Source organism: Glutamicibacter sp. X7 (assembly GCF_054889245.1).
Genome location: NZ_CM142678.1, coordinates 3,311,969 through 3,324,691 on the forward strand (window position 1 = coordinate 3,311,969; position 12,723 = coordinate 3,324,691).

Here is a 12,723-nt window from a genome sequence, read left to right on the forward strand (position 1 = left end):
TTCTCTTCTTATTGAGGACAAAAACTGACACTTATTGCTTCTACTCTTGAACCTACCAAGCCACTTCAACCCAAGGAGCACCCCATGTGCACCACGATGGTCACCCCAGATACCACGCTGACCGGCGAACGCGCAGGCCTGCACCAGGCCCTGGCCAATGCGCGGCATTTCCTGAAGTTCACCACCCGCGAGCTGAGCGATGATCAGGCCCGTTTGCGCACCACCGCCAGCGCGCTGACCCTCGGCGGTCTGATCAAACACGTCACCGGCGTGGAGGAGCAGTGGCGCAATTTCATCGTGCAGGGGCGTGCCGCAATGGGTTGGGACGGCACGGATTTCAGCACGATCACCGAGGAAATGATGGAAGCCTTCCACGAAGAGTTCCGGATGAACGCGGACGAAACGCTTGCAGGACTACTGCAGCGCTACGACGAGGTCGCTGCCGCCACCGACGAACTGCTCGCCACGGTGGATCTGGATCAAGTCCACGAATTGCCGCAGGCACCTTGGTTCACCGGCACCCACTGGTCGGTGCGCCGCACCCTGTTGCACATCATCGCCGAAACCACCCAGCATGCCGGGCATGCGGACATCATCCGCGAATCGCTGGACGGGGCGAAATCCATGGGTTAGCGCGATGGCGCCCTGTGCGCCCGCACGGTTCCATGCCGCTAGGACGCACAGGGCCATCGAGCGTTAGCTGCTCGGGAGACTCGTCGGTCAACGCCGTACACTAGAAATCACATCACTAGCACCATAGAATGGAATCAAAATATCGCTATATGAAAGTGAGTTTGTCGTGAGCCAGTACTCCACCCCGCTGACCGTCGGCCAGAAAGCCCCGAATTTCTCCCTGCAGGACGCCAACGGAAACACCGTCTCCTTGGCAGATCAGGCCGGCAAGAACGTCATCGTCTACTTCTACCCGAAGGCCGCCACTCCCGGCTGCACCACCGAGGCCTGCGACTTCCGCGATAACCTCAACTCGTTGCAGGGCGCCGGCTACACCGTGCTGGGTATTTCGCCTGACCAGCCAGAAGACATCGCCAAGTTCGCCGCCGATGAGTCGCTGAACTTCCCGCTACTGTCCGATCCGGACAACAATGTCGCCAAGGCCTACGGCTCATACGGCGAGAAAAACATCAACGGCAACACCATTGTCGGCACCCTGCGCTCGACCGCAGTCGTCGACGCCGAAGGCACCATCAGCCACATTGAATACGGCGTTGACGCCCAGGGGCACGTGGCGCGCCTGCGCGAAACTTTGGGCGTCTAGCCTCACCAACAACTCGCCACCCGGCGAATCAATAGCAATGCCGCGACCCCTCTTCCAAGGAGAAGGGGCCGCGGCATTGTTGGTATCGCCTAGTTCGCGAACTTCGGCGGCCAACAAACTTCAAAGCGCTCCATGATCACCTTGTGCCCCGGCTTGTCAGTATCTGCGGGCGACCATTCATTACCCATGGAACCTTGGGTGCGACGCCAGAATGCTTCATGCTCGCGGCGCCAATACTCCAGCGACAAGTCCCCTTCGCCTTCCGCGGCGGCAAAATCGGCGTCCACGTCGTAGAAGCTGCGTTTCTCCACGGACGAGACCCGCGTAATGAGCTGCGGTTGACCACGTCCGTCGCAAATCATCCAATAACGGCCCACCTCGGGCAGCGGTTCATCGAACTGCGCGTACTCGATCTCCAGTGAAGAGGTAGCCCGCTTGGCCCCGTGGCTCACGGCATGCAACAGCTCGTCGGCTAACTCCGGGCTATCCCCGAAACACTCGGCCGTGTATTCCGTTGGACGCTCAATACCCTCAAAGGCGGCCAAATATTCTTCCCATAACTGCTGCGCAGCCGGATGTTTTATCGCTGGCAATGATGAATATGTTGAATCGCTCATGCTTCCATCGTTCCATTCTCTCTAGGCAAACTGATTATCCGCTTGTCAGAAAATAGTTCCGGCCTGTCGGTCCACAGAATGTACTATCCCTGATAGCCTCGCCCCATGGATGAAAACCTGACGTCGTTTGCCGATTCCTTCGTTCGCTTATCCCGTCTAGTTCTCGACCATCACCCCGAGTCGGAGAGTCCTCAGCTTGTGCCCGTCCTCAGGGAATTTCTTGGCGCGGAGCCATCGACCGTGCCGGTCCTGACTGAGAATTTCAGCGCCCATCGGCTCGCAGATGCGAATATCGTCCTTGATGACATCGTGAGCCGCGATCCGAACGCAAAACTCATCGGATTCGCGGGCAGGGAACGACACCACATGGAGCTGGCAGATCATCTGGAATCGTCCGGTCCCGTCGGTTTCATCGGCGAACCCGACTACATTTCCATGGCTACAGGCCCAGACGAGCAACGCCGCTTCCTGTCCATGGGAATGCATCTATTCGCCTACCGCGGCACACCAATGGCCGTGTTGATCCGCACGGCCAATGAACGGTTCGGGCGCACTGACAACTCCCTTGAGATCGTAAGCCCCGACCAAGCATCCGCGGACAACTTCATCGACGAATTCCGAGAAGGACTGCGCACCACCAGCATCTATCGCGGCCACGTCATTACCTTCAAGACCTCCGAATATGGCAGCACGAACGCCGGAGTGACGTTCCATCACCGTGGTGATATGCAGCCCCACCAGCTCGTGCTTCCCTCCGGCACGCGCGAACGGATCGATGAGCAAGTCCTCGGCATTGGTAACCACCGTGATTTCCTCAGGGACCGCGGAATTCATCTAAAGCGGGGTGTACTGCTATATGGCCCTCCAGGAACCGGCAAAACCCATACGGTGCGCTATCTGACCTCCGCCGCCAAGGACCATACGGTCGTCCTTCTCAATGGAAATTCACTTGCACTAGTCAGCGAGGCAGCCGCCATGGCTCGTGCTCTTCAGCCCTCACTCGTAGTGCTCGAAGATTGCGATCTGATAGCCGAAGACCGTTCTTTCGGACACGGTCCGCAGCCACTGCTTTTTGAAGTTCTTGATGCCATGGATGGGCTGGATCCAGATGCCGATGTAGCGTTCCTGCTCACCACGAACCGCGTCGAATCACTTGAGCGTGCCCTGGTCCAGCGCCCCGGTCGCATCGATCTTGCGGTCGAGATACCCCGGCCCGACCGTGACGGAAGACTTTCTCTACTACATCTCTACGGAAAGCACGTCCACGCGTCGGAGGAGACCTTCCATGAGGTAGCCGAGAGGATCGATGGGACGACCGCTTCCTTCATTAAGGAGCTCATCCGCCGCAGCGTCTTGCTTGCCGCGGCAGAGGGTATAGATCCCTCGGACTCGCACCTTATACAGGCGGCCGAAGAACTCATGAGCAACCAGGCCGATACGACTCGCAATCTACTCGGCGGCACCGCAGACCCTGAACACAGCGACGAGGACCTGGAACACGGCCATGTACATGAGGGCGGGTCTTTCGGGTTCTTCCCTGAAGCTGTGTCATCTGTCGACTACTTCGTGCCTGAACCCGGTGTTGCCCCTGGAGCTGGGCACAACATGGAAGATGAGCAGTGAGCGGCGCATAGGCGCGATTGCGCATTTCGTCTTTCTGTAGCGCAATTCTGCTAGCCCTCCGCGCTTCGGAGTGTTGTGAAATCAGTGCAGCAATTCGTTCGGCTTCAAGTAATCGTACAAGGCTGTATCAATGGGCTTTTCGAAGCGAAGATCTATATGAACGACATCCAAAACAGCTCCATCCTTCCCTTGCATCACGTCTTGCTGGGGGTTGGCCGCCGTAGATTTCCCTAGGTAAAAGAATTCAGACCCTTCCGCATCATCCTTTTTCACGAAGACGTGCAGATCTACTGAATTTGTAATGATCGCTTGAACTTCGTCGCTGGCCAATGTCCGACGGCTTCGAGTGAACCACCGGAGAGTAGAAGGGTTCAGCAAAGCATCTTGATAAGCAGTACTCTCGGAGATTTCTTCAGACTTATGCAGGGTGACGAAAATCGGGCATGTTCCAGACGCTCGGTCGACCTTGTACCCGTATAACGTAGATGTCCACTTCCTGGGCAGACCCAGCAGACGTGTGACCTCTTTACGCGAGTACTGTGCCCCAAGGATAAACGGTTTCCCATCCGAGTACCGCAGAGCAACGATAGCTTTTCCGGTAGCGATAATGTCATCAACTTCGAGCGCGAATTGCTTATTTCTCTCGTAAGATTCCTGCAAATAGGCGTTAACCGTCACGCGCTCGGGGTGAAACTCAGCGAGTTCAGTGCCGTACTTCTTGATGTCAGCTTGCGCATGATTAGCCAGCGTCAATGATTCAATGACGCTGTCGACAATTCGATCCGACGAACTCAACCCATGGGCCGAGAACAAGTCTCGTATGGCCTGTCGAGAGAGTGAGCCTTGCGACAGCAAGGTTTCGAGCAGAATAAACTCATGCAGCCGTTTTGCTGTCATGATCTCGTTGGAGATCAGTGACAATAGGTCTTCAAGCGAATCTTCAAACACTGGGCCATCTTTAAGCAATGCTCGGACCAGCGTTGGGTAGTTGTTCTTCTTGGTCGCAAGCAGGACCGGGTCCACAGACTCAAACCTATGGAAGTCCATCAAGCGCGGAACGCCACCCACCCGATTGCTCATTGACTTGATCGATGCGCGCAACTGCATAATGCTGTCCAGCGCTGTGCTGCGGATAGATTCAAGTACACGCTGCTGGGCAATCTTGTCGAAACGGATGCTGGAAAGGCCAGCGAAGGTGCCACGTTGCTCAACTGAGATCATTTTTTCTTTGAGGATCTCTTTGTTTAGTGATTCGTCGCCAAAGAGGGCGATGGGGATCAAGTAGTTATTCGCGTAGTTACCGATGAAATCGATGACGACCAAATAATCCTTATCGGCGTGCTTTCGCAGTCCTCGACCGAGCTGCTGAACAAAGACAATGGCCGACTGCGTTTGGCGAAGCATGATCACCTGATTGACCGATGGAATATCGACGCCTTCATTGAAGATATCGACCGTCAATATGTAGTCAAGCTCCCCGCGTTCCAGCATGGCAACCACATGTTCGCGGTGTTCAATCGAGTCGCTACCCTGCAAGGTCTGAGTGCGTAGGGGTTTATCGCGCAGCGACTCCTTGTTTAAAGCGATCGATAGCGCTCTTGCTTCATCGTTACGGGAACAGAATATGAGCCCCTTTGCTGGGACCCCGGCCTGACCGTATGTTTCGATTGCTCTGACAATATGGGTAACCCGCTCGGCGGATATCAGGCCACGAAGATCATCATCAAGTCCAAGCCTCCCTTCGCCCGTTTCGACATCAGCGATGCCGTAGTAATGGAAAGGGCTGAGCATGTCCGATTCGAGTGCCTGTCCAAGGCGAATTTCATAAGGAACGTTGTAGTCAAAAAACTCAAAGACATTAAACCCATCGCTACGTTCGGGGGTAGCGGTCAATCCCAATAGGAACTTGGGCTGCAAATGCTCTAGAACCTTGGCATAAGATCTCGCTCCGACGCGATGAGCTTCGTCAACAATCACGTAGTCGAAACTGCCTGGGGTAATCGTGCTGAGCACAGAGTCCTGCTGCAGTGTTTGCACCGTCGCGAAGACAAAGCGGCGTTCTACCTGCTTGGAAGTTCCGGCTAGTTTCCCAAACTGTTCGGGGGCACCACCGATAACACGGCGATATTCGGACATGGTCTTATCTAAGATCTGTTCCCGATGCACAATGAAGAGAAAGCGCTCTGGGTTCGCAGCCCGAACTTCAAGTGCCGACAAGATCGTTTTACCTGTACCGGTGGCAGAGACAACCACAGCACGTTCGGCCCCCTCGCCGCGCACGGCAGCGATAGCCTTCAGCGCATCAACCTGCATCAAGTTTGGCATGATCGGCATTTGAGACTTGCCACTGTCGAGAGAAACTTCGGCGTCCCCCGAGACGCTTTCGTCAGGATCTAGCCGGGCGACGTGGCTCTGAATCATTGGGCTATAGCGGCGTGCATATTCGTCGACCCAATCACTTCGCAAGGGAACTGAGTCTTCAATCTGCCGCTGAATTAGATGATCAATCTGACCCGATAGATCACTATCAACCGAAGCAGAAACCTTGAGATTCCACTCATGGTTGCTAACGATTGCACCGGCCGTCAAATTCGAGCTACCGATCATCGCTGTGACGATGTTTGCATTCTTAAATACGTACCCTTTGGGGTGAAACGCCTTCGCCGAATGAAGCCGAACTTCAATTCCGAGGCGCTCAAGGTTCAGTAGTTCACGGAAAGCTTCGGGAGAATTGAATGCCAAGTAGTCCGACGTGACGATAGTGCCTTTACCACTGAATTCGACGAGCTCTTGTTTCAGCATGGCTAGAGCATTTGGAGTCACGAAGGCAACGGAAAAAAGGAATTCATCACTACGTGCAAGTTCTTCGCGAAGAATGCGCAGGACTGACCGGTCCTCGGTATTAACGACGACCTCAGGGTGGTGGTCTTGGGCCGATGGTGCAGAGCGATCCAAGAACCCGAACGTTACATCCGCACTAAGTGGCCCCTTAAAGACCAGGTCGTGCTCAATCACGCTTACCGCGCTGCTTCGATTAGTTCAACGGCCGGAACATCGGCCGGAGCCCATTCAAGCGACGATAACTTGCTTGGTGCCAACCAGCGAACCTCCGTATGTTCCGTCAGCTGCGGTTCGCCCTCGAGAAGGCGACAGTAGAACGTCGTCAGAGTGACTACACCGAATTCATAGTCGTGAGTAGTCGTAGTGACTTCCTCACCGACTTCTACGATGCACTTCAATTCCTCGTCAATTTCACGTTGCAGCGCCGCACGGGCCGTTTCACCCGGTTCAATCTTTCCGCCAGGGAACTCCCACATGCCCGCTAGGCTGCCCGACCCCCGTTGTGCGCAGAGCACAAAGCCTTCATGCTCAATCACTGCACCGACAACGTTGATTTGCTTTTTCAAGCTGGCTCCTAATGCGCTTCAGAAAAATACCAGTGGCTGCACGACGAAAATAACCTAACGGATTGCGTCGTCGGCTCCGTACAAGCATATGCATTTCTGCGACATTTTGGTCGAAGCAGGCACCGAGCTTGGCGCGACCGACCCGTCGAAATGCTGAGACGCCCATCCAAGAGGCTTCTCAGCTCATCTCTGCCACAGCCTCAGCCAACGTCTCCACGAGCAATTGCGCCTGCTCGCGTTCAATCACCATTGGCGGGCGCATCTTGAGCACATTGTCGTGACGCCCGATGCGGCTAATCAGCACGCCCTTGGCCTTCATGAGTTCGATCAGTTGCTTGGTTGCTGCTGCATTGGGAGCTGATGGATTATCCGGTTGTACGATGTCGTAGCCGAAGAATAGCCCTTGGCCTCTAACTGCACCGATGATCGGGCTGTCCTTCGCGATCTCACGCATGGCGTCGGCAATGAACTCGCCGTTGGCGACGGCGTTCTCCATCAGGTTCCGGTCCCGCATCTGCGAGAGCACCGCGAGCCCCGCAGCCGAGGAAACCGGGCTCCCAGCGAAGGTATTGAAGTACATGTTGTGGCGACCAAATTCATCGAGCAGCGCCTCGGTGGTAACAACCGCACCCACCGGGTGACCGTTGCCCATGGGCTTGCCAAGGGTGACGAGATCCGGGGTGATGTCGTAGAGCTGGTGCCCCCACATGTGGGTACCGAGGCGCCCAAAGCCGGACTGGACTTCGTCGGCAATGAACAGACCACCGGCCGCCTGGACACGCTGTGCCAGGCCTTCGACGTAGCCGGCCGGAACCTTCAGCAGTCCTTCGGTGGAGAAGATGAGGTCGAAGAGCGAGGCGGATATGCCAAAGCCTGCCTGCTGGAGTGAGTCGATCGCACGATCGACCTCGGCGAGCGCCTGGACGCATAGCGCCTCCGCCTGCGCTTCGTCGAGTCCGGTAGCGTCGGGCACCCGGATAGCGCGCACGTGGGCGCCGAAGGGCTCACGAACGGTGAGACCAGTGGTCAGCTCGGCCAGTGAGGTGGTGTTGCCGTGATAGCTGAAATCGGAGACGAGGATGCCGGTGTTGCCGGTGTGCTGGCGTGCGATGCGCAAAGCCAGCTCATTGGCTTCGGAGCCGGAGTTGACCAAGAAGAGCCGATTGAGATGTGCCCCGAAAGTCTCCAGTAGCGTTTCCGCGTAGTCCACCACCATGTGGTTGAGGTACCGCGTGTGTAGGTTCAGGGTACGCATCTGTTGGTTGACGGCGTCGGCCACGACCTCATTCGCATGCCCCACGTGCGGCACGTTGTTGTAGGCGTCGAGGTAGGTGCGTCCGGCGGCATCGGTGAGCCACACGCCGCGGCCGCTGACCAGTTCCAGCGGGGTGTCATAGAACAGCGGCGAGTGTGGGCCAAGGGTAGCGACCCGGCGGGCCATTAGCGCCGCCGTGGATGGGGACAGTTCTTGTTGTGGGGCAACGTTGGTCATAGCTGCTCTCCGTTCGTGGAGGTCTCTTCGGGGCGTAGAAGCCCGGCGGCCAATAGGCCGATGGCGTGGATTTGGGCCTCGACCGCTTCTGGGTCGGTAGCGGCGCGGGTACCGGCGGCGCGCAGAGCGCCGTTGAGCGTATTGGCCAGCGCGTCGGCGTCGGCGCCAGGGACGAGGCGGCCCTCCTGTTGCGCCAGAATCAGGTCATCCCGGATGAAGTTTTCGAAGGACCGCGAGGCGGTTCCGGTGACTCCGGCGAGCACCGGCGCGAGGTCCGGACCCATGATGCCATAGAAGCGACCCCGGGGGTCGGCACTGGCTTCGGTCAGCGCTCGCGCCAAGGCACGGGTGCGTTCCACCAACCCTTCGGCTTCTTCGCGCAGTTCCGCACCGCGGTGCAGGACGGCTTCGGCCAAGCGCAGGTAGACCGCGCGGACGATTTCTTCGCGGCCGCCGGGAAAGTGGGCGTAGATGGTGCCGCGGGCGATCCCTGCGAGTCCGGCGATTTTTTCGAGGGCGGTGCCCGCGTAGCCGCCGTCGCTGAGCAATTGCGCAGCAGCATCCATGATGTCGTTTCGGGTCCGCAACCGGTTGCGTTCGCGTTGGCTGGTGATCGCAGGAATCTGGCTCATGAGTCCTCGGAAAATTCGAAGGGGCGTGGCCTGGGTCGGATGACCCGTTGGCACCAGCATAACCAGAAAAACTAAAAAGTTGAACACTCTGTACTGTTGACAAACACTCTGTTCAACTTTTTACTGAATATGACCACCATCACAGATTTAGCCACGCACCCGAAAGGGCTCCATGATCTCCGCCAGCGCCGCCGAAGCCGCACTCCGGACCGTTCTCCCCCGCTATGGGATCGAGGATTCGGCCGAACTTGACCTGGTCAAATACCGCGAGAATTACGTCTTCCGGGTGACCACAAACCATGGACACGCCTATGCGGCCCGCATCCACCGCGTGGGCTATCACAGCAACGCGGAACTTAACTCGGAAGCCAACTACCTATTGGAGCTCTCCCACTACGGTTTGCGGGTGCCACAGCTGGTCGCCACCACCGATGGTGCTGCCAATTGCAGCCACGGAACTGCCGAGACCGAGGTCGTGATCGATCTACAGCACTGGATCGAAGATGCCGCGCCCATGGGCGACATTGTTGCCGCCCTCGATTGCGACCCATCCTTGAGCGAGGATGACTTCCATGCTCTGGGCCGCGAACTCGGTCGACTTCATCGGGCCTGCATGAGTATAGGTGTGCCGGAAGACTTCACTCGTGGCGCTTGGGACGCCGACGGACTAGCCGGATCGGCCCCACTGTGGGGTGACCCGACGAAGCTGCCAACCCTGGAATCCGGCGAACGCGAGATGATCGCCGCGGCAATGCAAAGACTTCATCGCCGGCTACAGCAACTACCGCGCGACGCGGCCCATTTCGGCGTGATCCATGCAGACCTGACCCCAGAAAACGTGCTGATCAGCGGCACTGACCCCACGCTGATCGACTTCGATGACTTCGGTACCGGATGGCACCTATTCGATCTGGTCACCGTGCTTTTCTTCTACTCCCGCCACCCGCTGCTCAACGAGTACCGCCGGGGTCTCGAGGCCGGATACCGCTCCGAACGCCCGGGGCTGCCCGACGATTTCTTCGACCCTTGGGAGGACCTGTTGGTCGCTCGCGGACTGACCTACCTCGGCTGGGCCGCCGAGCGGCACGGAGATGAGGAAGCCAGCTTCATCGAACAGCGCGTGGTTCCCGTAGTACTCGAACTTATTGCACGCCAGCACACCACTCCCGTTGCCAACACCGGAGGCCGAGCATGAACCCGGAATTGACCGAACACTCCCCCGTCACCCTGATTTCTGGTGGCGGCACCGGCATCGGCCGCGCCGCCGCACACCGGTTGCGTGCCGAGGGTTACCGGGTGGTGCTTACCGGCCGCCGCGCCGAGCCGCTCGAGGCGGCCGCCGCAGAGATCGATGCCTTGGCGCTGCCAGGCGACATGACCGACACCGACAGCACCGAATCCGTGGTGCGGCGCACCCTCGAAACCTATGGTCGGATCGATGCGGTGCTGGCCAACGCGGGCGGACACGGCTTTTCTACCGTGGTGGACACGGAAGATAGCTCCTGGGCTGCAAGCCTGGATGCGAATCTGACCACCGCTTTCAAGCTCTGTCGCGCGGCCCTGCCGCATCTGGTAGAAACCGGTGGACGGATCGTCGTGGTTTCCTCGCTGGCCGGCATTGCCGCTGGACCCTCGGTGGCCGGTTACACGGTGGGCAAGCATGCATTGATCGGACTCACCCGGTCGATGGCCCGCGATTACGGCAAGCGTGGGGTACGCGTCAATGCCATCTGCCCCGGCTGGGTACGCACGGATATGGCCGACGCGGAAATGGATGAGCTCTCCAGTGCCATGGGGTTGCCGGATCGGGCCGCCGCCTACGCCAAGGTCACCGAGAATGTCCCACTGGGCCGCCCGGCCGATCCCGAAGAGATCGCCGGAACCGTGGCCTTCCTGCTCGGACGGGACTCGAGCTACATCACCGGTGCCACCCTCGTCGTGGACGGCGGGGCCCACATGGTCGATCTGCCCACCATTTCCTTCGACGCCCTGTCCTAACTTTTCGGGAGTACCTATGAGCGATACAACCCTCGTTTATACCAACGCCACCGTGCACACGATGGATGCCGAGCTGAGCACCGTGGATGCTTTCGCGGTAGCCGATGGCCGGATCGTGGCCACCGGCGAGCGCGCCCATGCGCTGCTGGCCGAGGGTGCCGAGTCGGTGGATCTGGGCGGACGCACCGTTCTTCCCGGGCTGATCGATGCCCACATTCACCACGCGCAGGGCGGGAAGAAGGCGCTCTTCGACTTCAATATCCCACCCACCGCCGGCCTCGAGGAAATCTTGCAGGCCATTGGGCGGGCCGTGGCCGAACTGCCCGAGGGGGCTTGGCTCACCGGTGGTTCCGTCGGTTCGGGTCTTATCGACCAGGTCAACAGCGCACAGACTCTGGCCCGTCTGGATGAAATCAGTGCCGGGCATCCGGTGTTGCTCACCGATGATTCGATCCATAACCGTTGGGCGAACTCGGCGGCCATGGAGCTGGCAGGGATCGATGCCATTACGCCCGACCCGGAGGGCGGCCAGATCTGCCGTGACGCGGAAGGCCAGCCCACCGGATGGCTGGTGGAAGCTGCGGGCATGATGGCCGAGAAAGCCAAGGAACGCGTTGCCCCTTTCGGGCTGGATAAGCTCATGGAAGCCAGCGCGCAGGGCGTGGCCGAATGCAACTCCTTCGGCATCACGGGCTTTCAGGACGCGGCCACTTCGCAGCAGATTATGCAGGCGGTGCACCGACTGGATACTGAGGGGCGGCTGAACGCCTGGGTGGTCTCCTCCACTCCGGTGGAGGAGTTCATCTTCGGATTCGACCCGGTGGGCCAAGAGGTTATCGAGGCCATGCCAGACACCGCCAGCGAGCATCACCGCCCCACCTTCATCAAGATCTTCCTCGACGGGGTGCCACCCACGCGTACCGCCGCCTTCCTCAACCCCTATAAGGGCATGAGCGAATCGGATCCGTGCTCTCACGGGAAGATGACCATGAGCCAAGACAAATTGGCCGGATGGTTGCTGCGCACCGCCGAACAAGGCGTGGGAGCCAAAATCCACTGCACCGGTGATGCCTCGGTACGTGCGGTACTCGACGCCGTCGCCCAGGTACGTGCCGCCGGGTACGCGCATGTGCGGTACCAGGTGGCTCACGGCCAGTTCATTGCCGCCGAAGACCTGCCACGCTTTGCCGAGTTGAACGTCTCGGCAGATATCTCCCCGGCCATCTGGTATCCGGGAGTCATCGCCGAAACCTTCCACGAGGTACTCGACGAACCACAGGCCAGCGAGGTGCAACCCAACCGGCTGCTGCTCGAACACGGGGCCCGGATCGCCGCCGGCAGTGACTGGCCGGTTGTCCCAACACCCAACCCGTGGCCGGCCATCTACGGACTGGTTACCCGCAAGGATCCCAGCGGGAGTTTCCCGGGAACCCTTTGGGCGGAACAGGCCATGACCATCTCCGAGGCGCTGGTCTCCTACACCCGAGCCGCCGCGGAGGCCGCCGGACTGGAGGACGTCACCGGCAGCCTCGAGGTGGGCAAATCGGCCGACTTCATCGTGCTTCCCACCGACCCGATGCACTGCCCCATCGAGCAGGTCATCGAGCTTCGCCCCGAGGCCACCTATTTCGCCGGCCGCCGCGTTTACGCGGCCGTTGCGGACACCGCGCGCGGCTAA

General features: G+C 58.9%; 11 protein-coding genes. 6 read left to right on the forward strand and 5 right to left on the reverse strand.

Annotation, left to right across the window (positions count from 1 at the left end):
- Nucleotides 1-84 precede the first annotated feature (84 nt).
- Together ACYU0X_RS15750 and bcp are read left to right on the forward strand one after the other, a co-directional pair.
- Nucleotides 85-633: a DinB family protein gene (locus ACYU0X_RS15750; RefSeq protein WP_461901656.1), complete on the forward strand. Its 549-nt coding sequence runs from the start codon at nucleotides 85-87 to the stop codon at nucleotides 631-633.
- Nucleotides 634-799: 166 nt separating this feature from the next.
- Nucleotides 800-1,276 (forward strand): thioredoxin-dependent thiol peroxidase, encoded by a 477-nt coding sequence (gene bcp / locus ACYU0X_RS15755; protein WP_309409784.1) that lies wholly within the window; start codon nucleotides 800-802, stop codon nucleotides 1,274-1,276.
- A gap of 89 nt (nucleotides 1,277-1,365) precedes the next feature.
- Here the strand turns inward: bcp and ACYU0X_RS15760 are convergent, their stop codons facing one another.
- A complete protein-coding gene (locus ACYU0X_RS15760; protein WP_461901657.1) occupies nucleotides 1,366-1,893 on the reverse strand; it encodes an ASCH domain-containing protein in 528 nt (175 codons plus the stop codon).
- A 105-nt stretch (nucleotides 1,894-1,998) separates the two neighbouring features.
- Between ACYU0X_RS15760 and ACYU0X_RS15765 the strand changes: the two genes are divergently transcribed.
- On the forward strand, nucleotides 1,999-3,516 hold the full coding sequence (locus ACYU0X_RS15765; protein WP_461901658.1) for an AAA family ATPase: 1,518 nt from the start codon (nucleotides 1,999-2,001) through the stop codon (nucleotides 3,514-3,516).
- 81 nt (nucleotides 3,517-3,597) lie between these two features.
- Here ACYU0X_RS15765 and ACYU0X_RS15770 read toward each other — a convergent pair whose 3' ends face one another.
- The 4 genes from ACYU0X_RS15770 to ACYU0X_RS15785 all read right to left on the reverse strand — a co-directional run bounded on the left by ACYU0X_RS15770 (nucleotide 3,598) and on the right by ACYU0X_RS15785 (nucleotide 9,047).
- Nucleotides 3,598-6,531, reverse strand: coding sequence for a DUF3427 domain-containing protein (locus ACYU0X_RS15770; protein WP_461901659.1), 2,934 nt, complete (start codon nucleotides 6,529-6,531; stop codon nucleotides 3,598-3,600).
- Between the two features lie 2 nt (nucleotides 6,532-6,533).
- On the reverse strand, nucleotides 6,534-6,923 hold the full coding sequence (locus ACYU0X_RS15775) for a (deoxy)nucleoside triphosphate pyrophosphohydrolase (RefSeq protein ID WP_461901660.1): 390 nt from the start codon (nucleotides 6,921-6,923) through the stop codon (nucleotides 6,534-6,536).
- Between the two features lie 178 nt (nucleotides 6,924-7,101).
- The gene (locus ACYU0X_RS15780; RefSeq protein WP_461901661.1) at nucleotides 7,102-8,415 is read right to left on the reverse strand and encodes an aspartate aminotransferase family protein; all 1,314 of its coding nucleotides are present in this window, start codon (nucleotides 8,413-8,415) and stop codon (nucleotides 7,102-7,104) included.
- The gene (locus ACYU0X_RS15785) at nucleotides 8,412-9,047 is read right to left on the reverse strand and encodes a TetR/AcrR family transcriptional regulator (protein WP_461901662.1); all 636 of its coding nucleotides are present in this window, start codon (nucleotides 9,045-9,047) and stop codon (nucleotides 8,412-8,414) included. The genes ACYU0X_RS15780 and ACYU0X_RS15785 overlap by 4 nt, the downstream gene beginning before the upstream one ends.
- A 172-nt stretch (nucleotides 9,048-9,219) precedes the next feature.
- Between ACYU0X_RS15785 and ACYU0X_RS15790 the strand changes: the two genes are divergently transcribed.
- The 3 genes from ACYU0X_RS15790 to ACYU0X_RS15800 are packed head-to-tail and all read left to right on the forward strand — an operon-like array spanning nucleotide 9,220 to nucleotide 12,723.
- A complete protein-coding gene (locus ACYU0X_RS15790) occupies nucleotides 9,220-10,242 on the forward strand; it encodes a phosphotransferase enzyme family protein (protein ID WP_461901663.1) in 1,023 nt (340 codons plus the stop codon).
- Entirely contained in the window at nucleotides 10,239-11,045 is an 807-nt protein-coding gene (locus tag ACYU0X_RS15795; protein WP_461901664.1) for an SDR family NAD(P)-dependent oxidoreductase, read from the forward strand. The genes ACYU0X_RS15790 and ACYU0X_RS15795 overlap by 4 nt, the downstream gene beginning before the upstream one ends.
- Nucleotides 11,046-11,061: 16 nt before the next feature.
- The gene (locus ACYU0X_RS15800; RefSeq protein WP_461901665.1) at nucleotides 11,062-12,723 is read left to right on the forward strand and encodes an amidohydrolase; all 1,662 of its coding nucleotides are present in this window, start codon (nucleotides 11,062-11,064) and stop codon (nucleotides 12,721-12,723) included.